The sequence below is a fragment of the Hymenobacter sp. genome, assembly GCF_036388155.1.
GTDB lineage: Bacteria > Bacteroidota > Bacteroidia > Cytophagales > Hymenobacteraceae > Hymenobacter.
In genome coordinates, this window is the sequence record NZ_DASVSI010000020.1 from 1 (window position 1) to 23,751 (window position 23,751).

The following is a 23,751-nucleotide window of genomic DNA, read 5'->3' on the forward strand; positions in this document are numbered from 1 at the left end:
CCTCAAGATGGGGTTGCGTTAGTAACTGGACAAAGAATTACGGTAAGGGACGCAGGGGACGCAGGCCATTGACCAGCACGTCGGCTGGTAGCTGGAAAGAATAGCGCCCCAGGCGGTTCAAATGGGCAAAACGAGCAGGTGAGAGTTGCGCCAGATGTTCTGGAAGTGCCGGCGGCCCCGCCGCCTGCTGCTGGCGTTGCAAGGCCAGTTGGGCGTAGACCGTGTTCCAGACGACGACCACGTTGGTGACCACGTTGAGGCAGCGCACGACTTCCTGCTGGGCCTCTTCCTGCTTTTGGCGCAGCACCCCATCCCCGCCGAACCAGAGCCAGCTGCGCAGCGCGTGCAGCTGCTCGCCCTTGTTGAGTTGGGCGTGGATGCGTCGGCGCAGGGCCTGTGAGTGCAGGTAGCGCAGGATGAAGGCCGTTTTGACCAGCCGCCCGTATTCCTGCAGCAGGTGGGTGAGGTGGTGCTGGCGGGGATAGGCCTGTAACTTGCTGATGAGCAGCGAAGCACTCACCCAGCCCGTTTTCAGCGAGCCCGCCACGCGCAAGAGGTCGTCCCAGTGCTGGCGCACGTACGCGGGATTGAAATGGGTGGTGAATTTGAGCGAAGGATAACTCAATTCGCGGCCCTTGATGCGGCAGAGGCGCTGGTTGGCCAGGTCGCGCAGGCGGGGCGAGAATTGCAGGCCCAGCAAATCGAAGAGGGCAAACACGATATCGGTGTAGCCGTGCGTGTCGGTGGTGTGCTCGAGCAGCGGCAGCTCCGTTTCGTTGCCCAGCACCTCGTCGAGCACGTACGTAGCGTCGCGCGTGGTGGAGGAAATGGCCCGGCTGCCAAATTGGGCGTACTGGTCCGCCGTATGGGTATAAAAGGTCAGGCCCTGCCCGTAGCCGAAGTAGCGGGGGATGGCGCGGGCGTTGCGAATCTTGCCGCTGACGGGGAAGCGCTGGCCATCGGAGGAGGAAAGCGTTCCCCCGCCCCAGTGCTGGGCCAGCCACTGGTGGTGCTGGTGATTGACCAGGCGGGTGGTGGCGCGCTTGAGCGTGTCTTCGCGCAAGTAGTTGGCCGCTACCCAGCACAGGGACTGGTAGTCCAGCCCCGTGCTCTGGGCCATCTCGCGCAGGGAGATATGGCAGGCGTTGGCCAGCAGCGCCGCGTAGAGCAGGGCCTGGTGCTCCGGGGCGCGGGGCGTGGTCTGGTCGAGGCCGGTCAGCTCGGCCGAAAAGCCGGTCCACTGGTCGACTTCCACCAGCACTTCCGTGAGCTCCGCTCGCGGCAGCGAGGCGGTCAGCAGCGCGCGCAGCTGCTCCACTTCTGGGCTCAGCTCCTCGGCCCGTAGCGGGGTAACGACCAGTTCCCCGTCCTCGTCGAGGCGAATATCCTGCCCCTGAGCCAGTAAGTGCTCCAGCAGCGGCAATTGCGCTTCTACTTCCTGCAAGCGCTCGTCCAGCCGGTGCGCGCTCCCGAGTTGCGTCAGCAGGTCCGGGCGTTGACGGGCCCATTCGGCTGGGGAAAGCAGGTACGTATCGAGCGAAGCGTATTTGCGCGAGGCGTTCACGATTACGTCGCCGGCCCGCAGCCGCTCGCGCAGCGTGGCCAACACGCACAAGCCGTAGCGCAAACGCTGGGCGCGGCCGTGTTGGTCGAAGACGAAGGCATGCCAGCTGGCGGGGATAAAAGCCGTAGGGGCCTCCTCAGGTAGCTTGCGCCGTTGGCCCGTGTGCAACTCTTTGACCAGGGTAAGCGCGTCGGCGAAGTCGTCGCCCGCAAACGCCTGCTTAAACGCGACCTGTTGCGAAAGACTGCCCAGCAGCGTATTCAGCCGAGCGGCCACCGGCAGCAGGTAGTCCAGGTACGAGTGGCGGGCCGGGCGGGCAAAGTCCGCCACGGCCGCGAGGGCGGCTTGCAGCTGCTCGCGGGGCACCTGGGCATAAATCTGTTCCCGCAACGCCTCGTCCGGCACGTGCTCCTCGTCCATGACCAGGCCGACGGCCTGCCCGAGCGTACGCAACGCCTGGTCTTTGGCCCGGGCGTGCGCCAGCTGGTCGTCCTGCAGCGCCCGCCGGGCGCGGGCCACGGCGTGCTCCCAGTGCTCGTCCACCATTTTCAGGACCACATCCGTCAGGTCGCGGTAGGCCTCGCGGCACGCGGCCACCAGCAACGGATGGCGCTTGGCCGGCATGAAGCGCTGGAGCACCTGGTTGGTTTTGTTCCGGGCGGTGTGGGCCAGCCGCTTCTGTCGGTTGGGGTGCAGGTCCGGCGCTTGCCAACCCGGCACGCCGAGCTGGTCGAGGTACGCCAGCTTGCCCAGCACCTGCTGGATACTGGTCGCCGAGCTGCTCGTTGGGGGCTGGTGCAGCCAGGTATGTCGGCACAGACCCAGCGCGGGGTCCACCACCAGCAGCGCGTCGAGTTGGGTCACGACTTCGGGGGTAAGCAGCAAGAGTAACCGGCGGTAGGTTTCGGCCTGGGTCCGCTCAGCCAGCGCCCCGACCAGCCGCTCCAGCTCCACGATGCCGGGCCGCAGAATGCCGTGCTGGCGCAGGTGGCCCAGGGCCAGGGCGAGCAGCAGGCGCTCGTTATCGTGCTCCAGGGCCCGCTCCACCAACCACGCTTCGAGCCACGGGGCATCCAGCACGGGCTGCCAGCGGCGCACCTGCAAATGACTTAGCAGCACGCGCAGGTGCTCGGTCAGCGTCGCCTCCCGCTCGCCGTAAGCCTGAAACAGCCCTGGGTCGAGGTCCAGTTGCCGGGCCACGAACTGCACCAGGCCATCGGGCACCTGCCGGTACCACTCCGGGGGCAGATACCCCAGCAGCCGCAGCACGCCCAGCTGCACGGCGAAGCCCAGGCGGTTGCTGCCCCGGCGCTGCTGCGCGACCAACTGCTGGTCGGCGGGGGTGAGCCAGCAACTGGCTTGCAGGTCTTCCTCGCGCAGGTCGGCGGGGAGGGTCTGGTAACGCTGGCGCTCCAGAGTGGTGAGAAAGTCGGTGGGCATGGCAGGCGGCAGGTGGTAAACAAACGCCCCTTTTCCGGTACCACCCCGGCGCCGGCAAAAACAGGCGTTCCAGCGAGGGAATTACGGTACCCGAAACTGGTTCCGGCAATCAAGATACCGTAAATTCGTGTTTCGCCTCTTTCCGGTACCAGTTACCCCCTTTTTGCCATGAAGAAACTCGGCTACGCCCGCGTCAGCACCAGCGAGCAGGTACTCGACCTCCAACTCGATGCCCTGCGCCAGGTTGGCTGCGACGACCTGTTCACCGATACCGTCTCCGGGGTGAAGGCCCACAAGCCAAACTGGGAGAAACTGCTGGCCTATGCCCGCACGGGCGATACGGTGGTTATCTGGCGGCTCGACCGGCTGGGCCGCTCCACCAAACACCTGATTGAAGTCGTCGAGGACCTGAGCCGCCGCGGGCTGCACCTGATTTCGCTCCAAGACCCGATTGACACGACCTCGCCCGGTGGCCAGCTCGTGTTTCAGATTTTCTGCGCCCTGGCCGAACACGAGCGCAACGTGCTCGTGCAGCGCACCCGCGCCGGACTACAGGCGGCGCGCGCCCGTGGTCGTCAGGGCGGCCGGCCCCCCGGCCTGGCCCCGCGCTACCAGAAAATTGCCCCCGCCGTGAAGGAGCTTTACGAAGCCGGCCAGCAATCCACGCGCCAGCTGATGGCCTACTTTCACATTGGCTCCCGCCGCACGCTCTACAAAATCCTGCGCTTCGCCGGTTGCCAGATTAACGAAAAGCCCCTGCCCCTCAACGCCAAGTAGCATGAACATGCCTTCCGAACCCGCCCTGGCCGCGGCGCTGCACCGCTACAACGACACGCCGCAGCCGGACTTCTGCGGCTTGAGCCCGGCGCAGATGCATCCGCTGCTCTACCAGCCGCTGGGTCCGGCCAGCGTGGTGCGGTTGCGCGCCAACGTGCCGGGCGAAGTGCTGGACCAGGTTCCGTTTCTGCGGCTGACGGAGGCCTTTTTGGGCCTGCTGCAACGCGAAACACCGCTGCGACTAACGCCCTTGGGGGCCCTGCCGCGCAAGTACCTGCGCGAACTCTACGCCCACGGCTTCATCCGGGAAGAAGGACTGGAAACGGGCCTGTTTACCCTGAGCCGGGAAATTGATTCGCTGGCCATCACCACGCTGCACCAGACCACCCGGTTGGCGGGGTTGGCCCGCCTGGTGCGGGCCCAGTTGCTGCTGACCAAAAAAGGCGGGCAACTGCTCGATCCGGCCCACCGCCCGGCCCTCTGGGCGCTCGTCCTGGACACCTTTACCAACCGCTTCCTTTGGGCCTCGCACGACGGCTACCCCTCGCAGACGGTGGGGCAAACCGGCTGGGCGTATTCGGTGTACTTACTCGCCCGCTTTGGCCAGCAGCCGCACCCCGTCTCCTTTTACGCCGCCCTCTACCAGCGGGCCTTTCCGTTCGTGCTGGCCGAGTTCACCGACCCGGCCTATCGGACGCCGTTGGAACAGCTCACCCACTGCTACGGGGTGCGCACGTTTGAGCGGGGGCTCAACTGGTTTGGCTTGCTCGGCCCCGAACCCCAGCCGGCGGTACTTCACCAGCCCGACCAGCCCCTGACCGCTTCCCCGCTGCTGGCCCAGCTCTTTGAGGTACAGCAAGGACCTGCCTAGCCCACGCTTGCCGACTTTAACCAAGACCAAAGTCAGTCGACAAGTCCTTACCGTAATTCTTTGTCCAATTACTAACGCAACCCCCATTTGCAGCCGCCGGCCCGGTCCGACCCGCGCCGGCGGGGCCACGAAATCCGCGTAGGCGCGGTACAGGTCCCACCGCTCGAGGGCGGCCGGCCGCTGCTTGGGGTAGGCCGGGCTTTTGGCGATGGTAGCGAGCAGTTTTTGGGCGAAGTCGTAGTCCTGGGCGTGCAGGGCCAGGAGCATGTGGTTCTCCTGGAAATAAAGCCAATTGCTCGACGAGGGATGAAAATCCCGGACCGCTTCCTGGGCCAGCTTCAGGCCCTTGACGGGCTGGCGGCTGCGCAGGTGGGCGTAGACGCTCATGAAGTGATTGTAGCGCTTGTCAAAGCGCCGTTCGTTGAGCTTGCCGTCGCGCAGCTGGCGCGCGGCCAGGGACGTGAAGCGGATTATCTCGCCGTGGTCGCCCAGCAGTTCGAAATAAGCCAGGCGCATGCGGTAGAGGTAATAATACGTGTTGAAGGTGCCCGCCCGCCGGTGCAGCGATTCGAGTTTCTCGATGTACTCCGGCACCCGGGGCAATACCGCCCGCCGGCTGCTCACCGTCCGCGCCAGGGCGAGCACGGTGCTGGCGTGCAGGCGCTCGGCTTCGTCCTCCAGGGATTGAATGCGCTGCGCGTTCAACAGCACTTTGTCCATGCGCTCGAATTCCCGGGCGTTGCGCATCTGGGCGTGGAGCGTGCTCAGCATCCGGGCGCACTGCACCTCGTAGCCCGTGAACTCGCCTTCCTGGGCCAGCTTCAGGCAGCGCTTGAGCAGCTGCTCCGTGAGCGCGTACTCGCCCTCGGCAAAGAGGATGCTGACCTTGTGCAGCAGGTCGAGGCATTCAAGCTGGTAGCGCCGCGACACCAGGTGGCGCGGGTCGGAGTGGTCGAGGAAATAGAGCTGGTTGAGCATCTTCGCTTTCACCCGCGACTGCAGCTTCTGCATGGCCCGCACGTTAGATGGCGTGACTTTTCCATATACCGCCTTCACCACCAAGTTGGGGGTGATATCCGGCAAACTGACCAACGCCGTCACCAACTGCCGCTCTTTGGTCGTGTTGATGCCGTGCAGGTCCAATACGGGGATGGTAGACAGGCTGCGCGATGTCACAATCCGGGCAAGATTGGCTATTTCTTTCATGGAAAAACGCCTCTAACAGGTTGTAAACGGCATTTTGGAGCAGACGCTTGCCTCAAAAGCCGTGTCCATAAAACGGGAACTCTTTCCTTTTTTTGATTGAATAGACTTTTCACCTTTGTAGAGTGAATAATACACCTATTTTTCCGCTTATATGTCGCAAATTGATGATTATTTCGTGAATACGGGAAATTAAACCTTTGCCAGTTTGCTGAATTCGCGGGAATTATTTTTTAAATCTTACTTATATAAAAGAAAAACTTGTATTTTTCATTGTCTGAATTCAAGCAATAGTGTCCTTTTTCGGCCCTGAGGGATAGCCTAATTTTGTTGTGTTCTTAATTCATACACAAACACTTAAGACCCCTCGACATGTTCGAACTCTTCACCATCGCTCTGTTTCAGATTGCCACGGTTTTCGGTTACGCTCCCGCTGACCAAGCTAGCTCTACTGAACCAACTCCCCCCAAAACTGAGAAGTCCGGCACGGTGGGTAGTGGCGGCTGGGGCAACGACGCAGCCTGCTCGACGGTGGGCAGCGGCGGCTGGGGCAACGACTAATTTAAAACCATTGGGGGATAGCCGACCGCCGCGGGCGGTCCAATGGCCCCAATGACCAGCAACAAACCGAAGCGCCGGCCACGGGCCGCGCTAGGCGTTCGGCTGGGAAGGAGCGTCCCCCTCGGGTAGCTTGGCGCCTTTAACGCGGCCCCGCTTGGGCCGCGCCGGCGGCGGGGACACGCGGAGCTCGTGGGCGATGACGCGCAGCAGCGCGGCGGGGTCGGCCTTCAGCACGGTGGCCAGGGCAAACAACTCCCCCAAAAGCAACGTATCGGGCTGCTCGGCCCGCTTGGTGGCCGTGCGGTAATCAATCTTGAGTTCGGCGGCCAGCTCGATAATCGAGTCCTTGGGGCTCGCCGCGATAAGTTCGGCCAAGGTTTTGGCCTTTAGGGCCACCGGGCGCTCGGGCACCGAACGGTTCAGCTGCAAGGCAATCACGGCCAGCAGGTCGACGGGCTCCACGCGCAGGATTTCGGCCAGCGCCTGCAATTCCAGCACGGTTATGGTCTGCGGCGCCGCGATGCGCTTGAGGGAGGTGCGGTAATTGAGGTTCCACTGCTCGGCCAGCTTGAACGGGGACCCGTGCAGGGCCTGCACCACGTCGGCCAACGTGTGCGCTTCGACGGGGGCAGGGGCAACGGGTTTCGGCGGCTTGGGGATAATGAGCATGATGGCAGCAGGATAAGGGGCCCGCAAGGTACGCAAGCCACATACTATAACAGCGGAACTGGGATTGTTTGTAAGCATAATGGGCGCGCGCACACCGCTCACCCGGCCGTTTCTGGCGTTAACTCGATGTGCTCGCCGTCGGCCAAAACGCCCGTGTCGCCGAACGTGAACCAGGCCTGGTCGTGACCTTCCGGGGCAATGGGGCCGCGCTCGTCGGCTTCGGCGCCGGCGAGGGGGTGCCAGCCCAGCTCCGTGAGCAGGTAGTGCCGCACGCTGGCGTGGGCCGCCGCGTAGTCGGCAAAGTGGGGGCCACCGGCGGCCGTGGCCCAAGACCGGCCCTCGGGGTGCAGCCGGTAGCCCGGCAAGTAGGGCGAGTAGGTGGAACGGACGGTATACATGAACGGGGGAGAAGAAGGGGGAAAGCGACAAGAGGGTGGGCCATGGCCCGGAGCGGCAAGGTAGGGGGGGCGCGTTAGACGTCGAGGGCCGGCGCGTTAACTTCCCCCGCCCGGGCCCAGTGGCGGACGGTGCACGTGGCCTGACCCGCGGCGATGGCCAGGCCCTTGGCTTCTTCGAAGCGCTGCTCCAGCAGCGAGCGGGCGCCGGGGCTCACCCGCCCCTCACAGGCGTCGGAGTAGGCGTAGAACACGGCCCGGCGCACGTCTTCGGTGACGGAGGCCACGTCGCCCGGCACCGCCGGCCCGGAATAGAAACGCACCTGCAGCAGCTTAAGCAGGGCCCGGTACACGCCCTGGGTCTTCACAAAGTCGGCGACCCGGCACAGCTCGTCGAGCGCCTGGTGGGCCGACTCCACGGCCAAGTCCGCCTTCAGCTCAGTGGCCCCGTGGCTGCCGGCTTCCCACCAGGCCCGCACGCCGGCCGTCATCACCTCCCACTCGTTGCGCGCCACCTGCACCGCCCATTGGGCCCAGCCGCCCTGGGTGTGATGAGCATCCAGGGCCGCTTGCAGCTCCTCGATACCGTCGTAGTAGCCGTGGGCGCTGCCGATGCCCGGGCCCAGCCCCCACGGGGCGCCCAGGCCCGAACCGTGGCCGTTGACCAGGAAGAACCGGCCGTCGCCCTCCTGGTACGCGCCGAGGCGTTTGCGGAAAGGGTCGTTGAAGCGGTAGGCGTGGCGGCCCGTGGTGAGGGGCATCGCAGGAGTCTCCATCTGGTTGGCGCCGGGCTGCGGCCGGTCGGTCGCCGCGTCCACCCAGCGCACCAGCGCCACGACGCGGCTTATGCCGCTGCCGCTGCCAGCCGTGTCGAGGGCGTAATAGTGCACGGCCGCCAAGGCGCGCTGAATGGCCGTTACGCTGTGGGCCGGCACGCGCTGGCCCTGCCACCCGGCCGCCTGAAGCGTCGTGGTGAGCAATTGGTGCGCGTCGGCAACCGTGGGCAGGTGGTGCTTTTCCGTGCGCGGCGTCCCCTCGGCCGGGGTGATGGACAAGGAGATTTCAAGTTCTTTTTTTGCGGTAGTGGCCATGACAATGCTGGGAGTAAACGCGGCCGAACGGCCGCTGGGTTCAGGAAAGGGAGGCGGAAGGAAATCGCATAATATCCTAGTGTCACTGGTATAATTTGTTGGCTAATGGCCCGGCCGATGGCTCCCAATAGCCGTGGGGCAGTGGGGAAGAAAGGCGGCGGCGGGTGCCCACTCGGCCCCGCCCCTGGGTGGGGCGGGGCAAAGGGCCAGCTTATTTTTTGCGGAGCAACGTTTTCGGGTCGTGCCCTTTGGCTATCTCGGCGGCGGCGGCTTCGCTCAGCCCCTCGAACAGCGCGGGCGCGTGAAGGGCGCTGGCCACCGTCTGCTGATAGAGGCGGTACTCGCTGCCGATTTCGTGGCGCACGGTCACGTAAACCAGCAAACGCAGCAGCTCGGCGTGGGTTGGGGCGCTGGCGGCAATTTGGGCTTCGAGCCATTCGCGTTCCTGCGCCGACGTGGCCTTGTCGGGCAAGGGCTGCCAGTTCCACTCGCCCACCAGGGCCACGAGCAGCAGGTCCTCGACGTGGATGCGCCCGCGCAGCAGCTGCTCTTTAATCATGAAGCGCAGCAACGCGTTCATCACCTCGGGGTCCGTGGATACTAGGTCGGTCACGCGCCCGGCCAGCACTTTGTTGGTGTACTTGCGCATGAGGCGTTTGCGGCGGTTCTCGACGATGAGCTCCCCCCGCGACTGCTCCGGCACCACCACGGCCGTGCCCGCCACGGCTTTTACGCCCACGAGCTTGATGCGCACCACGTGGCCCGCCTGGGGACCGTCGATGTACACGGCCGGGAAGCCGGACTTTTTGGCCTTGGTCAGTTCGTACTTGGACGTGCCCAGCGCCGTGCCGTTGGGGCTGTAGGATTGGGTGATGCGGTAGGCGGGCTGCTCGTCGGTGCTGTTGGCAGCAAGCTGCTGCTCGATGCGGGCGGTGAGCTTGGTGGCCCAGCAGGCGCTGTCCAAGCACTGGTCTTTTCCGTCCTCGGTGTCGAATAGCTGGGACACGCAGCTGCTGCGCTTCGGGCACGTCACGCAGGCCCCGGCGGCGGGCACCAAAAGCGGGTCGGCGGGCGACCACGGGGCGCTGCTCAGCAACCGGGTTTCGCGGTCCACCCAGTGCTGCACGTGGCCTAGCTCGATGCGGTAAGTGCCGCGCTTTGCCAGGAGCCGTACCTGCACATCCTGCGGCCACCGGGCCAATTCCTCGGCGGCGCTCAGCGTCATGCCGTCCTGGCGCAACAGCGCCCACCACTCCGGCGCTAACTCGGTCAACGCCCGGCGCTGCGCCACCCAGCGCAGGGGCTTGGCGAAGCGGGCCGCGACCTCGGCCGAGTCCATCCCGCCTTCCATGAGCTTGGCAATGGCCCGGGCCTCGTCGGCCGGGTGCGGGTCCTTCCGCATCATGTTTTCGACGATGCGCGCCTCGAAGGCCTCTTGGTCGCTCATCTCGCGCACGGTGGCCAGGATGCTCAGCATCTGCGCTTCCTCGTGGGCAGCAAACCGCTGGAACCCGGCCACTAGGTCGTATTCCAACAAGCCCTCGCGCTGGTCCACCGGCAACGGGCGAACGGTCACCGGCTGAATCAGGCCGACGTGCTGGATGTTTTGGGCCAAATTGGCAATCTCCACCGGGTCCATGTCCTGGCGGTAGTTGTCCTTGGTGCGAATCGCGTACAGGGGAATGGTTTCCAGCGAAACGCCAAGCTGCGGGGTGGACGGTGGGGCGAGAGTGGTTTGCATGGCAGGTAAAAAATGAGTGAAGCGTTGGCAGGGCACAACCCCCTGCTTTGAGGTACCTAAAGATACCACGCTATTACATTTAATACAAGTAATAACTTGTATAATTTGTGACTTATTTTCGTGCCGTTCCCGCAAAATCCCTGGTTCCTGGCTACGCAAAAAAGCCCCCTTCGGTGCCTGGAAGGGGGCTTCTGCTCTTACGTTGTTTCTATGATTTACTGCTCTCGTAGACGGTTAGCTAGGTTAGCAATGCAAGCTGAGCAAAATAACATACAGCTAACCAGTGCTAGTAGAAAAAGCCACGTTGGTACCTATAGCTTGGCGTGTTCAAGGTAGAGCTTAGGACCGACAGTACCAGCGACTAGCAACAGCAGCAACCAAAGGTAGCGGGGCATAGGAACGGTGGTCTGAATCTTCTTCATGGATACATTTCTGAGATGGAGACGAGGTTAAAGATAAAAATCAATTGAAAATGAGAACAGTACGGAGCCTGAGACGTGACATAAAGGGGGCTGTGGGGGAGAAAGGTTAAGAATGAGTTTGGATAGGGTAAGCTACATCAACGTTGCACGTTATGGATTCCTTACCGGCTAGTTTCAAGGCGCTCACCCGGTGGTTGCCTTCTGCGTTGATGTAGTAGTCCTCCGTGCCGGCGATGCAGATTAAATCCAATGTCGAGGTATTAGCATTGAGGAAAGCGGGCCAGTTGCCGGCACGAAAATTACTCTTCTTCTTTGCGTTCAGCATATCCAGCCAGCGCACCTTGCCGCCATACCTGGGATGGGTGGTACCGACTATTCGCGTCAGCGGAACGGTTCTGATACCTCCCGCTTTGAGCGTAAACTTGTTGTATTCGAATAGGTGCATTTTGCTTAATGCCCAGTCGGGGATAGCTTGACCGGGAAAAAGCCGGGCGTATTCTTCTGCTCCTGAGGTTGGCGAAGGGTTTTGCATGGTAAGCAGGCTTTGATGTAACATTTGGACCAAACTTTTAACCAAGGCCATTTCTGTATCGTCAGCACTGGGCAAGCATTACAGTTATCGCTCCGGACTGGGCAGCTGAGCCGGTGTCGGCATGGCGTAGGTGAACGTCTGCCCTACGCCGCTGCGAATGCTGCTCACGCTCACGCCGGTCGAGGCACTGAGCCGGACCAGGGCGTGCAGCTGCTCGTTGGTGACCACCCCCCGTACCGTAACCGAAAGGTTCTCAATGGGGGTTTTATCCTGGGTGGCTTTGGCCACGTACTTGCGGGCCGCTTTGGTTGCGTCGGGGCTGGTGAAAATGGCCTCCAAGCTGCTCAGGATGGCGGTGGCGGTTTCTTGTGGGATGCCTTGCATGGTAGTGGAAATAAAAAAGTGGGGATGAAAAACCCACCGGCACTAGCCGGCGGGGAAATAGCTTACTGGGGGGCCTGCGTCAAGCGAACGGCGGCTCGGGCGCGGGCAGCGGGCGAATCCGGAAACCGCTCCCAGCCGGCCGGGCGCGGGGCCGGCGCGACGTAGCTGGCCAGGGCCAGCAGCTCGCGTTCCGGGGCCACGCGCAGGATGCACAAGGGGTGCGGCGTGACGAGCTCGAACCGGTAAAAGTTCTCTTGGAAATCACCGCTGCCGTACTCGAAAGAGGGCAGGGCCTCGCTGGTCAGGCGCACTTGCCAGTCGTGGCCATCGTAGCCGCCGGGGGCGTGCCACACCACCACCTCGCCCTTCGCGAAGCGGCCCGGCCGGGGATGCCGGCGCTGCTCATAGGCGGCTTTGACTGCCGGCAACTCGGGGGCCAACAAGTCGGCAAAGAGCGGGTAGGCTTTTGCCAGCTTGGCGAGCTGCTGCACCTGGGCGAATTTGGGCCGGGTGGTGGGGGCGACGATACCGGTTTGCATCAAGAAGGGCGCTTAGTCGGTCACGCAGGCATTGGCGCTCGTCCATGACGCGGCGCTGCGGAACTCCCAGCCGGGGTTGCACCGGGTCAGGTGAGCCAGCAGCTGCGGCGTGGCGCGGGTGGCCTGGTAGTCGCCCTCGACCCACTGGCCGGTGCGGGCATTCATGGGCTCGAAATAGGCCGTGCCGGCGGGGCGGGCAAACAGGCGCTCCGGGGCCGGGGCGTGGTAACGGGCAAAGCGCAATAGGGTCGGCATTTGCAGGCCCGTGGCCTCGACGTAGTGCAGCCAGTCGGCGGCATCCATCAGGTCGTGAAACGAGGTTTTGAATTCCTGAAAAGCCCGCAAGCGGTCCTGTTTCTGCTGTTGCTGCTGCCGGCGCTGCTGCTGGGTGAACTGCTGGGCAGCGCGAAGGGTGATGGTCGTCTGGTGCATGGCCGGGGTGTTTTGGTACGCCTAAAGATACAACACTTATACAAACATTACAAGTTAATTGTTGTATTAAATGCAAGTATTTTTTAGCTTACCTTTTCTCCCAACCGCCCACAAAAAAGCCCGACTCCGGGCCGGGCTCGAACCGCGGGTGGCTGAGGGCTTTGGCCGGCAATGAGTGGTCGGACGACCGCATTTGCCGTGCACCTCAAACCGTTCAATGCCTCTTCCCGTTGAGTCGCTGCCATTCTAGTACTACAGGAAGCACTGACTACTAGCCAGCGTAATTCCTAAAAATTAATACCTGTTAAACAGCCGGTTAGTGGATATATTTTTCTAAAAGTAACCTTATAGGCGGACTTTTCGAATAAGGTTGTACATTTGTTATGTCATAGTGGCCACTAGACACCCAGCAAACCAGCTAACCAGACAACACAACATCACAACAACACAAAAACACAACTTCAAAACCTAAACCGCAAACACGATGGAAGCTCAGACCGATTTAACAGCACGAAAACCAATACCACCACCAAATGAAAAAGCAGATAGACGTTGCTCTAACAGATGAAGCAAAAGAGTTCGTAAAACATTTACCCCCTGCCGTTCGAAAGAAAGTCGCAACGGCCTTTGAAAAAACCGAAAACGGTCACCAAGGTGACTGGTTTAAGAAACTGTCCAGCACGGAAGACCTGTGGGAGTTTCGCATCGACGGCCCGAATCACACCTATCGCCTGTTCGCCTTTTGGGACAGTCGGAGTGAAACAGAAACCCTCGTTGTGTGCACCCACGGCTTGGACAAGAAGACGCAAAAAACGCCCAAAGCAGACATTGCCAAAGCTGAGCGCATTCGCCGAGCGTATTTCGACTCATGAGAGGACGGGGGGTGTCAGACAACGCCCCCACTCATTGTCACATCACCGTCATATCAATCGTAGCCTTACCTCTTGCATAGAGGTAATTTCGAAGTCAAATCAATGATAAAACACACCGCTGACAACCTTGGGAGTAGCGGCCCAGCGAAATCCCCGATTCGCGTCACCAAATACCGGGACCTGAAAGACGAGCTCGTCGGTGCCCCTGGCACGGCCGAACGTGAACAGTTCGAATTTGAGTTAAGCTTGGAGCTTATTCCGTTGAAAATTAAGGAGTACCGCAAGCAACAAAACTTAACACAATCCGAGCTGGGCGCACTCATTGGAGTGCAGAAGACCCAGATATCCAAGCTGGAAACCAATGCGGTGAATGTAACGCTCGACACCTTGCTCAAGGTCTTCGGCGCCTTACACACCAAAATTAAGCTCAGCTTCGAACCCGAAGCAGCTGTATAAAGAAGCCTCAGCCCCACAGGTTGGGGCTTTTTTGTTAGACGTCAAAATCACTCCGTCTGCCCCGCCCAGCGGGGCTTTTTCGTAGCTTGCCGCCATTCTCCTGCGTCCTTCCACCTTCCCCACGTCCCCCAACGCGAGCCCAACCCCGATTCGAAAAAAGGCATGTCAACAGCGAAAGGAGCGTATGTTTAACATCGAGCCTTTACCAGTCCCGGTCCTGGTGTCCGATTTCGTTTCATGCCCCTGAAAGTATTCCTGCTCGCGACGCTTATGAGCTTTGCTGGGAGCTTGTCGGGGGCCTATGGCCAGCAAACGTATTCCGACCCGGAGGAAATCCGATTGCGCGACTCCCAAGCCCTGGGCCGCGCCGCCCATCGGGCGGCCCTCACGGCCCGCGAGCGCGCCGCTATCTGCCGATTGAGCCGGGGCTACGTGGAGTTTGCCTGCCAACTGGATTCCGGCGGTCGAATCCAGGCCATCACCACGACTAGGCTGGCCGAGGCGGCTAACTCCCTGCCGCCGGCTGCTCTTGCCCGCATACGGGAGAGCGTCTGTCGGCATGTGCGGTTTTCCGTGCCCTCTGTCGACCGACCGGACAGCAGGTGTCCTTATCGGCAAATCAGACTCGCGCTACGGCTCAGTGCCTTTTGCCCGGACAACAAGTATAAGTAGACGACCAACCAAAGCAGTTCACGCAAAGGGTGGTTCAAGCAGGCAGTGCAGCGGCCCGTTAACTTTCGGACCAAACTTTTCACCAAGGCCAGATGTCGCTTGACTGCCCCGCACACAATAAAAAACCCGCTGGCCAGGTGCCAGCGGGGGTAGCGGGTCGAAACCGCCGGGCCTTACTTGGCCAGGTGGTCCCAAAGGAACTGGCCCAAAGTGCATAGGGCGGCCAGGTCCTGCAGCACCTGCCGAAAGGAGGGCAGGCCGTTGCGGGTGTTGTTCATGAGTTCGAAAAAGTCATTTCATCGCGGAGTTATGTTACGTCGGCCGGTTCTACCTAGAACCGGGCAACGCCCCTGGACCCAGCCCGCGAGGGCCTCCACGCCGATTACGTGGGGGGCGTTCACTACTAAATACGTTGGGGGCAGGTAACGGGCAGAATCCCCCATTGAAAACTTGTCAACTTCTGCGCGTTTTGCGCAATCTTTTTTTCGACTCGTCCGGGAGCGAGGCCTCAAAAAGTAAACGCCCCGACTGGTTGGAGTCGGGGCGTTTACTCCTCCTGCTGGAGGTGGGCGTCGCGGCTACGGCGTTGCTGGCGGCCCTGTGGCGGCGCGGAGTCGTTCAAAGACCAATGCGGGTTCTTTGGCTATCAGGACGACTTGCTGCTGGCGGTTGAGCACGAAGTGCGCCGCGTAGCGCACGCGGCTGGGTTGGGGCGAAGCCCCGGCCAACTCTTGCCGAAACTTCACGTCCGCGCCGGGGCCGTACCGGCGCCCATTCACCACGTAGGCGGGGCGGTTGCCTCTCAGCGAGGCGTTTGCCCCCGATGCCGTCGCCGGGCTGTAGGCAATGTCCACGAACACGAGGTTGATGTCGCGGTCCGCCAATCGCCGCTGGTATTCCTTGAATTGTTCGGCGTGCCGCTGCCAGGGTTCGCACCACGGCGCCCAGGTCACCACCCAGGTGTAGGCGTGTTCCCGGCTGAGGGCCCGCACGTCGGCCGCCGTCAGCTCCTGCACCACGCTGTCCGCCCAAGCGCCTGCAGCATAGGGTTGTACGCGCCCCTGCGCCCGGGCCGGGAGCAGGGAGTAGTTGCTGGGCTGGCTGACCCGGCAACTGCTGGCCGCCACAAGGACGGCCACAGCAAACAAACGACCACGGCGCAGCATGACCACGTTAAAATAAGTAAGGAGCGGAAGGTCTTTTAACCGCTAGAGCCCGGTGGTTTCCACGGCCATCATCAACCCGCCGTATTCGCCGCGGGTCATGTCCACCTCGTACGTGCCTTGCAGCACTTTGATGGCGCCGTACCCCAAATCGTGGGCCACGTTCACGTCCACGTAAAACTCGTCTTCTGCCGTCAGGGTAAACGTGTTGTTCTCGGGGTCGGAAGGCGTGAGGCTGAGCAAGTCGATTTTGCCGTCGTGCACGCTGACTTGCACCCGGTTCACCGCCAAGCTGGAGGGGTTGTCGGAATAGGCGATGGCGCAGCGCCCTTTGCCGCGAATGCACTGGCGGGCTTTGCTGTAGCCCCACGCCATGGCCATGGTGGAAACCTCGGGTCCGGGCGTTACCCCGTCGTGCTTCATAGTGGCGGCCAAGTCTGGCGTAACGTCGGGGGTGCTTTTGTTGCAGCTTTGGGCCGCAAACCCGCCGAGCCCGAACAGCAGCGCCGCTGCGACGACCGGTTTGTACAAAAATGAGTGTTTCATGGCAGTTTGGTGTTTAAAAAAGTGAAATCCAGATACTGCAATGTATAACCGCCAAGTGATTAAATAACAAGGGATTTGCCAATGCCCCTGTTAACAAATTATTCCCTGTTGGCTTTCCTGGTCAGCAAGGCTCACCAAGCCCCGTACTTGTCCTCCAAATCCAGTTCTTCCACCCGCACCAGGACGGCCTCAAACCGTCGCTGAAGCTTGTCGGCGATGAGGCCCGTGCCCTCGCCGGCGCAGAAAAGCTCCGTCAGGCGCAGGTCGTCCGCCTCGCTCCAGGGCAGCCCTTCCCTTTTCGGCATCGGCCCCGGCGCCGGCGCGGGCGACACCGGCGGGGGCGGGGCCACCAAGCCCGTCCCGCCCCGGCCGACGTAGCACAGCACCTGTTCGCTGGCCGGGCTGTTTACCGGCCGGCAGGCCTCGGGGTAATGCAAGCGGTACTTGGCGCGGGTTAGGGCCACGTACAACAGATTGATTTCCTCGTTGTGCTTGGCCACTTCGCCCGCGGCTGGCGGGGTGCGCTCAGCTTCCTCGGCCCACTTCGTCACCAGGTCCCGGGTGACAAAATCGCTCACCAGCTGCACCTCGTCGTACTCCAGGCCTTTGCACCGGTGCACGGTGGAAAAGAACACCTGGGCGCGGTCGCGCTCGCCGTCGGCCACGTGCCGGCGTTTGAGTTCTTTAATCAGTTCGGTTACTTGGTTGCCGTAATCCTCGACGAGCGTAACGAGCATGAGCAACGAACCGTCCTCCGTCGTTTTGGCGTATTCTTCCAACTCGGCCAGGTTGGCCATTTTCTTTATCAAGGGGTCGCGGATGCCCTCGCTGCGTCCGTTGTAAAGGTTCAGCACGTCGTAGAGGCTTGCGCCGCTGTCGGCGTACGTGTACGAGTTGATGTTGCCCTCGAAGTACAGCCGCTGAATGGCGGCCGGGCCTGTGATGTACTCGATGGCTTTGACCAGCAGGCCCAGATTGGAGCGGCCGATGACCGCCTTGGTGGCCGTGGCCGTGCTCGTGCCGTGGCCACTCAGGCCCGCCGGCGCGTGCGGGCCCAGCACCGCTTTCCAGTCGAGCACGCCGTTGGCCAGGCCCGCGATGGGGTCGGCAAAGCGAAAGCTCGTGGTGAGGGGAAAGGCGGCGAAATCGGCCTTGTCCAGCGAGTTCACCGCGTGGCGCCAGCCGTAAATCTGCTGGTGCGTGTCGCCCACCATGACTTTGGTGGCCGCTTGCTTTAGAAACAAGTCCAGCATCGAGCCGGACGCATCCTGCGCCTCGTCGAAGAGGATGTACTCAAAGGGCAGCTGCGGGCCGGCGAGTTGAAACTTCTTCAGGTAAAAGTCGTGGGTGATTTCGATTTGGTTCGAGTCCATGCGCTGGAGCATGCGCCGGCACCCATTCTCGATGGCCGCGTAATGGCGGTTAACAAACGCCAAGGCCTTCGGGTCCCACACCGTGTCGCGGTAATCGAGCTGCTGCACCCGGGCGGTGGCGCTGTTGCAGAAGTAGGCCAGAAACTTGGCAATGTGGCTGGCCAGCACGTATTCGCCGTGGGCTTCGCCGCCGCTTTTAAGGCCCAGCAATTCGACCAGCTCAAACGGCTTGTAGGCGGTGGCGCGCACTTTGTAGGCGCTGCCACGCACCACGTATTGGTAAGCCAACGAGTGCGCCGTCTCGACCCGCACGTTGTGAAGGCCCCGGGCCGCGAAGCGCTTCACGGCTTCGAGCTTGACCGTGCGGTTAAAAGCCAGGTAGAGGATGCGCGCCGTCGCAGGCCGCGAGCGGGCGTACTCAATTACGGTCGTGGTTTTGCCCGAGCCGGCTACGGCGTTGATTTTGATGTTGCCACTCGACGCCACAATGGCGGTCTGCTCAGCAGTAAGGTTCATGAAGGCAGGTAGAAATGATAGTCTTGAAGATACAACACAATTACAAACAATACAATAATAATTTGTAATAACAACGATTCACAGCGGCTAAATTAATTCCTGAAACCCGCTCTGGCACAAAGAATATTGCGCAATAGCATACTACTAATTTTAGCGAAATTTATACTAAACAAATTAGTAGTCGTTTAACTTGCGACCATATTTAGTTTTCTAGGCTACATGAATAACATTGAATTACTTCCTGTTCGTGATACCGACCTGCCGTTTCTATTGCCGCTTTTCAACTGCACGGTGCCGGCCGGTTTCCCTTCCCCTGTATGTTACGTGGAATTACCATTACTTCACCTTAACTACAGCTTGGATTATTCAGTGTTCATGTCGAACTTAGCGTAACACCTTCGCTTCGAGCAGATGACGACCGTTCGCTGGGAATACTTTCCGCTGGTGGCGCAATCCCCCCTCGCCCGGTCCTGGTTGGAGTTGCAGGCTAATCTGGGCCGTTCGCCCAACACAATTATCGCCTACGGGCGGGGGGCCGAAGACTACCTGCGTTTCTGTGTCGCCCGCGCCGTTGAGTGGCCCGCAGCCACCCGCGAGCACGTTGGGCACTACGTGCAGGACTTGGCCACCCGCACCAACGAGCGGCCTACCCGGGCGCATCAGGCCTGCGACGGGGTGGTGCCGGGCTTGTCTAATGCTACCGTGCAGCAACGATTAACGGCGGTGCGGCTGCTCTACGACCATTTGCTGGAGGACGCGGTGCGGCCGGATAACCCCGTCGGCCGGGGCCGCTACACGCCCCACCAAGGGTTTGGCGGCCACTCTGCGCGCGGGTTGGTGCCCACCGTACACAAGCTGCCCTGGATTCCCACCGAAGCCCAGTGGCGGGCCATCGTGGAAGCGGCCCGGGGCGAGCGGCTCCGCAACCGGTTCATGCTGGCCCTGGCCTACGACGCGGCCCTGCGCCGCGAGGAATTGTGCTTGCTGGCCACCGGCGACGTGGACCCCACCTACCGGCTGCTGCGCATCCGCGCCGAAACCACCAAAGGCCGGCGGGAACGGGTGGTGCCCTATTCGGTGGCCACCGGGCGCTTGTACGAGGCCTATTTGGCCGAGCGGCGCACCCGGAGCCGGAGCCGGGGTCCCTTGTTTCTCTCCGAGTCGCCCCGCAACCGGACCGCGCCCGTCACCTTCTGGACCTGGTCCAAGGTCGTCGCCCGCCTGGGCCAAGCCGCCGGGGTGCCCGCGCTGACGACCCACACACTGCGCCATTTGTGCCTGACGGATTTGGCCCGGGCCGGCTGGGACCTTCACGAAATCGCGCTGTTTGCCGGGCACCGCAACCCGCAGACGACGTTGCGCTACATCCACTTGAGCGGGCGGGAATTGCAGGCCAAAATCGAACGGGGCCTGGCGGCGCTGCACGACTGGCGCGGGCAGCTAATCGGCGACTTGCTGGCATGAGCACGCTGCCCCTGGCCGTGCCCACCTCCACCTGGCCGTGGCCCCTGGACCCGACCCGGTACAACCGCCGCCCTCAGCTGACGGCCGCCGAGCGGGCCGACCTGCGCACGCGGGTGGCGCGCCGCAAGCACGCGCCTCACTTGTTTTTCGCCGGCGACCTGCCCGCCCTCCCCCCGGCGCATCCCCTGGCGCGGTTGCTGCAGCCGGTGCTCGACGCGTGGCGCGTGGCCGGCGTGGACCGCCAGGAAGCCACGGACGGGGCCGCGCTGCTGGTGGCCGAAATGCACCGTCGGCGCTCGACCTACTGGGTCTGGAACGAGGCCGACTGGGTGGACCTGCTCGGGCTCACCTTTCGCGCTTTCCAACAACGCCATCATAAAGCCAAAACCTGTCGCCTGTTTTTGATTACATTCAGCTACCTCGTCACGGGCGTGACCCACGTGCCCTTGCTCAGCCAGTGCCGCCTGCGCCCCTTGGCCGAACGCATCTTCGGGGCAGCCGCTGTGGCGCAGGCCGTGGAGCAGGTGTGCACCCAGCTGGTCGCCTGGGGCTACCCCGCCGGGCGGGCCACCACCCGCTTTCCCCGGGCACTGTGTCTGGCGTTATTGGTCCGGCGCAGCCCCTACCCCCACGAGCTGTCCACCGAATTGCTGGAACATGTGCGGTGCGCAGGCGTCAATAGCAGGCTAGCCGACCAATTCTCGGCCCTGTCGCGGGGACTCTTCACCCAGGGCCACCTCGCCCAGACGCTGGAGCAGGTCCTCAACCGCACCAAACGGGAACGCTTCGTGGACCGCTTTGAAGGCGTGCCTCCGGACTGGCTGGCGTGGTGCCAACGGTGGGTCGCCACCTCCACCTTCCGGCCCAAGGTGCGGCAGTCGACTTTCCGCTACCTCATCAAGGCCGGGCGGTGGCTGGCCGCTGCCCACCCGGATGTCCTGGGGCCGGCGGTGTGGACGCGCGAAGTAGCGGCCGACTTTGTCGCCGCCGTGGTCCGCCTGCGCATCGGCGACTGGGCCGCGCCCGGCACGCTGGTCGGGCGGGCCGCGCAGCGCGTGGGCCAGCCGGTCAAGGCCACCACGATGGAAAAGCTGCTCAGCTGCGTGCGGGCGTTCTTCAAGGACGGCCACACCTGGGGCTGGTTTCCGGCCCGCTTTGACCCGTACCGGTGCCTGGGCACCCCGCGGTCCGTGTCGGCGCTCATTGGCCCCGACCCGCGCGTCATCGCCGACGACGTCTGGGCCAAGCTGCTCTGGGCCGGCCTCAACTTGACCGAGGAGGACCTGCCGGCGACCCTGTTCGGGCAACGCCCGACGTTCTACCCGTTGCCGCTGGTCCGGGCGTTGAGCACCGTGTGGCTGTTCACGGGCCTGCGGGCCAACGAAATCCGGCGCTTGCGCGTGGGCTGTGTGCGCTGGCAGCGCGACGCGGTGCCGGTGCCGTGGACCGACGAGCCGCTGCCGCCCGACGCCGTGTGCTGGCTGGACGTGCCGGTGAACAAAACGAGCACCGCCTTCACCAAGGCTGTGGACCGGGCCGTCGGGGACGCGGTCGCCGCCTGGGAGCGCGTCCGGCCTGCCCAACCCGTCCAGTTGGACGACCGCACCTACGAAGCCGTGGACCTGCTCTTTTCCTTCCGGGGCCACCCGCTGGGGACCACGTACCTCAACGCCACGCTGATTCCGCTGCTGTGCCGCAAAGCCGGCGTGCCCCGCGCCGATGCCCGGGGCACGATTACCTCGCACCGCGCCCGCTCCACCATTGCCTCCCAGTTATTTAATGCCAAGGAGCCGCTGACCCTGTTCGAGTTACAGGAGTGGATGGGGCACCGCCTGGTTTCCTCCACGCAGCACTACGCCAAGCTGACGCCGGCCAAGGTGGCCAAAGCGTACGAGAAAGCGGGCTACTTCGCCCGCAACGTGCGTATGATGGACGTGCTCATCGACCAGCAGGCCGTGCAAAGCGGCGCGGCGGCGGCCGGTGAGCCGTGGAAGTACTACGACCTGGGCCACGGCTACTGCACCTACGACTTTTTCGACCAGTGCGCCCACCGCATGGCCTGCGCCAAGTGTTCGTTTTACCGGCCCAAGGCCTCCGCCGCGGCCCAGTTGGTCGAAGGTAAGCAGCACTTGCAGCGCATGCTCCAAGAAATCCCCCTGCTCGACGACGAGCGGGCGGCCGTGGAAGACGGCCTGGAGGCCATGGAGGCCTTATTGCAGCGCCTGGCGGCGGTACCCGCCCCGGATGGGACCGTCCCCGACCGGTCGCCTGCGGCCCGGATGGACGGCCCACCGGCGGACGAGTTCATGCCGCTGTCCGTGGTACCGTCGCAGAACCGTTCGCTCGCCTGACGCGCCCGTCGTTCGCTGGTAGCACAGGCTGCGAAGGCACAGGCTGCGAAGGCACAGGCTGCGAAGCAAGAGGACAACGTCATGCCAAGCGGGATGGTTCAGCTTGGTAGTACCATAGGCGGCAGAAGTACCACCCTCTGCTTGACTATCCTTGTTCAAAAAAAGACTGTTTCAATGAACACGCAGCCGGCTTATTCAACTATGCCGGAGCGGCCAATTTTGGGAAAAGCACATAAAGTGATAGCGTAAACAGAGCGCGCCACATAGGCATGGGCGGGAAAGCCACAATCTATCTTATCATCGCCTTATCATCCGGCCTGAAATAAAGCAGCATCAGTACCAAATTCGAATTACTTGACCCTCACTCATCAAGGCTGCCAAAAAATAAATGGCTATTGTTCAGGTATGGCAGTAAAAAGATAAAAATATTTTCTTACTGCCATACCTGAACAGTAGCTTTCGCGTTGTACCATTGTCGAGTTAAAGTTGCCAGGCGATACCCTTCCCGTTTGGTTTGTTCTTCCTTGCTAACGACGGGCCCGTGGAAGCCTGCCGACAATAAGATTACCGGCTGCTGCACGTGAGGTCCCACTCCGTGCTGCCAGCTTATTTGCCCGCCCGTGGCGCAGCTTCCGTCTGCCCCACATCAGCGGTTTTTCGGTCTCATGCTCGCATTCTACCCATGCCAGTTTCCGCGTATTACGACGCTGCTGCTCAACATTTAGTTGCCGCCCGGGCGGCGGTGGCACGCCATGCAGCCGTTTTGGGCAGTTGGCAGGTGAGCGACATTATCGACGGCGAAGGCCATCAGTACGTGGACCTGGTGATGGAAGGGGGAGGGGTGCTGGGCATTGCCCTGGCGGGCTACGTGTACGTGCTCGAACAGCTGGGGGTGCGCTTTTTGCAGCTGGGCGGAACCTCGGCTGGCTCCATCAATGCCCTGCTCATGGCGGCGGCCGGCCCCATACAGGCGGCCAAAACCGACTGGCTGCTGGAGCGGCTCAGCGACCAAAATTTGCAGGACTTCGTGGACGGCGGCGACGATGCGAGCGATTTCGTGCGGGTGCTGGTGGACAACGGTCGGCTGCTGCGCTACCTCTGGAAAGGGGCGCAGGTGCTCGACAATCTCAAGCGAGACTTTGGACTGAACCCCGGCGAGGTGTTCCACGAGTGGCTGCGCCAGCTGCTCAACGAGCAGGATATTCGCACGGTACGCGACTTGAACCAGCTCCGCACGCTGACCGCTGCCGATGGCCTGCGGCGACGCGATGGGTCCGTGTACGCCCCCGACCGCCCCATTCGCCTGGCGGTTGTCACGGCCGACGTTACCACCGAATCCAAGGTCATCTTTCCCGAGATGGCCGGCCTGTACTACCAGGCCCCCGACGAGGTACACCCGGCCGATTTCGTGCGGGCCTCCATGGCCATTCCCGGGTTTTTCACGCCCTTCCGGGTGTATGACTTGCCGCAGGCCGGCGCGGCCAGCAGCCCCGAATGGGAAACCAGCACCGGCTACCGAGGGCCGGTACCGGCCGAGGTCCTGTTCATCGACGGGGGCATCTTGTCCAACTTCCCCATCGACTTATTCCACCAGCATTTCAAGGTGCCGGCTTGCCCCACCTTTGGCATAAAGCTGGGTCTGAGTCGCACCCGCGCCAATCGCACCGAGAAATTCACCCAGCTGCTGGGCAACATCTTCGACACCACGCGGCACGGG

At 62.4% G+C, this 23,751-nt stretch carries 21 protein-coding genes; 8 read left to right on the forward strand and 13 right to left on the reverse strand.

Annotated elements, in window-relative coordinates; all coding sequences use genetic code 11:
• Positions 1-37: 37 nt before the first annotated feature.
• Positions 38-3,004 carry a Tn3 family transposase gene (locus VF629_RS02935; RefSeq protein ID WP_331056956.1) on the reverse strand — a complete coding sequence of 989 codons (2,967 nt, stop codon included), beginning with the start codon at positions 3,002-3,004 and terminating at the stop codon, positions 38-40.
• Positions 3,005-3,172: 168 nt separating this feature from the next.
• On the opposite strand from VF629_RS02935, the gene VF629_RS02940 reads away from it, so the two are divergent.
• Complete coding sequence (locus tag VF629_RS02940) at positions 3,173-3,781, forward strand: recombinase family protein (RefSeq protein ID WP_331056957.1); 609 nt, start codon at positions 3,173-3,175, stop codon at positions 3,779-3,781.
• A gap of 586 nt (positions 3,782-4,367) precedes the next feature.
• Here VF629_RS02940 and VF629_RS02945 read toward each other — a convergent pair.
• Entirely contained in the window at positions 4,368-5,858 is a 1,491-nt protein-coding gene (locus VF629_RS02945; RefSeq protein WP_331056958.1) for a hypothetical protein, read from the reverse strand.
• A gap of 369 nt (positions 5,859-6,227) precedes the next feature.
• Here VF629_RS02945 and VF629_RS02950 point away from each other — a divergent pair, with 369 nt between their 5' ends.
• Entirely contained in the window at positions 6,228-6,416 is a 189-nt protein-coding gene (locus VF629_RS02950; RefSeq protein ID WP_331056959.1) for a hypothetical protein, read from the forward strand.
• Between the two features lie 90 nt (positions 6,417-6,506).
• Here VF629_RS02950 and VF629_RS02955 read toward each other — a convergent pair whose 3' ends face one another.
• The 8 genes from VF629_RS02955 to VF629_RS02990 form a co-directional block, all read right to left on the reverse strand.
• Positions 6,507-7,085 (reverse strand): hypothetical protein, encoded by a 579-nt coding sequence (locus VF629_RS02955; protein WP_331056960.1) that lies wholly within the window; start codon positions 7,083-7,085, stop codon positions 6,507-6,509.
• Positions 7,086-7,183: 98 nt separating this feature from the next.
• Positions 7,184-7,483 (reverse strand): hypothetical protein, encoded by a 300-nt coding sequence (locus VF629_RS02960; protein WP_331056961.1) that lies wholly within the window; start codon positions 7,481-7,483, stop codon positions 7,184-7,186.
• 74 nt (positions 7,484-7,557) lie between these two features.
• Positions 7,558-8,571 carry a hypothetical protein gene (locus VF629_RS02965; protein WP_331056962.1) on the reverse strand — a complete coding sequence of 338 codons (1,014 nt, stop codon included), beginning with the start codon at positions 8,569-8,571 and terminating at the stop codon, positions 7,558-7,560.
• Positions 8,572-8,782: 211 nt separating this feature from the next.
• Positions 8,783-10,312: a ParB/RepB/Spo0J family partition protein gene (locus VF629_RS02970; protein ID WP_331056963.1), complete on the reverse strand. Its 1,530-nt coding sequence runs from the start codon at positions 10,310-10,312 to the stop codon at positions 8,783-8,785.
• Positions 10,313-10,840: 528 nt separating this feature from the next.
• A complete protein-coding gene (locus tag VF629_RS02975) occupies positions 10,841-11,266 on the reverse strand; it encodes a hypothetical protein (protein WP_331056964.1) in 426 nt (141 codons plus the stop codon).
• An 84-nt stretch (positions 11,267-11,350) separates the two neighbouring features.
• Positions 11,351-11,650, reverse strand: a complete 300-nt coding sequence (locus tag VF629_RS02980; protein WP_331056965.1) for a hypothetical protein — start codon at positions 11,648-11,650, stop codon at positions 11,351-11,353.
• A gap of 62 nt (positions 11,651-11,712) precedes the next feature.
• Complete coding sequence (locus VF629_RS02985; RefSeq protein ID WP_331056966.1) at positions 11,713-12,189, reverse strand: hypothetical protein; 477 nt, start codon at positions 12,187-12,189, stop codon at positions 11,713-11,715.
• 12 nt (positions 12,190-12,201) lie between these two features.
• A complete protein-coding gene (locus VF629_RS02990; protein ID WP_331056967.1) occupies positions 12,202-12,621 on the reverse strand; it encodes a hypothetical protein in 420 nt (139 codons plus the stop codon).
• 533 nt (positions 12,622-13,154) lie between these two features.
• On the opposite strand from VF629_RS02990, the gene VF629_RS02995 reads away from it, so the two are divergent.
• The 3 genes from VF629_RS02995 to VF629_RS03005 all read left to right on the forward strand — a co-directional run bounded on the left by VF629_RS02995 (position 13,155) and on the right by VF629_RS03005 (position 14,621).
• A complete protein-coding gene (locus VF629_RS02995) occupies positions 13,155-13,493 on the forward strand; it encodes a type II toxin-antitoxin system RelE/ParE family toxin (protein WP_331056968.1) in 339 nt (112 codons plus the stop codon).
• A gap of 102 nt (positions 13,494-13,595) precedes the next feature.
• Positions 13,596-13,949 carry a helix-turn-helix transcriptional regulator gene (locus tag VF629_RS03000; protein WP_331056969.1) on the forward strand — a complete coding sequence of 118 codons (354 nt, stop codon included), beginning with the start codon at positions 13,596-13,598 and terminating at the stop codon, positions 13,947-13,949.
• A gap of 270 nt (positions 13,950-14,219) precedes the next feature.
• Positions 14,220-14,621, forward strand: coding sequence for a hypothetical protein (locus VF629_RS03005; RefSeq protein ID WP_331056970.1), 402 nt, complete (start codon positions 14,220-14,222; stop codon positions 14,619-14,621).
• A 578-nt stretch (positions 14,622-15,199) separates the two neighbouring features.
• On the opposite strand, the gene VF629_RS03010 is transcribed toward VF629_RS03005, so the two are convergent.
• From VF629_RS03010 to VF629_RS03020, 3 genes are all read right to left on the reverse strand, one after another.
• Positions 15,200-15,787: a hypothetical protein gene (locus VF629_RS03010; RefSeq protein ID WP_331056971.1), complete on the reverse strand. Its 588-nt coding sequence runs from the start codon at positions 15,785-15,787 to the stop codon at positions 15,200-15,202.
• 42 nt (positions 15,788-15,829) lie between these two features.
• A complete protein-coding gene (locus VF629_RS03015) occupies positions 15,830-16,330 on the reverse strand; it encodes a hypothetical protein (RefSeq protein WP_331056972.1) in 501 nt (166 codons plus the stop codon).
• A 131-nt stretch (positions 16,331-16,461) separates the two neighbouring features.
• Positions 16,462-18,219 carry a UvrD-helicase domain-containing protein gene (locus tag VF629_RS03020; protein WP_331056973.1) on the reverse strand — a complete coding sequence of 586 codons (1,758 nt, stop codon included), beginning with the start codon at positions 18,217-18,219 and terminating at the stop codon, positions 16,462-16,464.
• Between the two features lie 411 nt (positions 18,220-18,630).
• On the opposite strand from VF629_RS03020, the gene VF629_RS03025 reads away from it, so the two are divergent.
• The 3 genes from VF629_RS03025 to VF629_RS03035 all read left to right on the forward strand — a co-directional run.
• The gene (locus VF629_RS03025; protein WP_331056974.1) at positions 18,631-19,683 is read left to right on the forward strand and encodes a tyrosine-type recombinase/integrase; all 1,053 of its coding nucleotides are present in this window, start codon (positions 18,631-18,633) and stop codon (positions 19,681-19,683) included.
• On the forward strand, positions 19,680-22,034 hold the full coding sequence (locus VF629_RS03030) for a tyrosine-type recombinase/integrase (protein WP_331056975.1): 2,355 nt from the start codon (positions 19,680-19,682) through the stop codon (positions 22,032-22,034). The genes VF629_RS03025 and VF629_RS03030 overlap by 4 nt, the downstream gene beginning before the upstream one ends.
• Positions 22,035-22,716: 682 nt before the next feature.
• On the forward strand, positions 22,717-23,751 hold a 1,035-nt coding region (locus VF629_RS03035; protein ID WP_331056976.1), incomplete at its 3' end, for a patatin-like phospholipase family protein.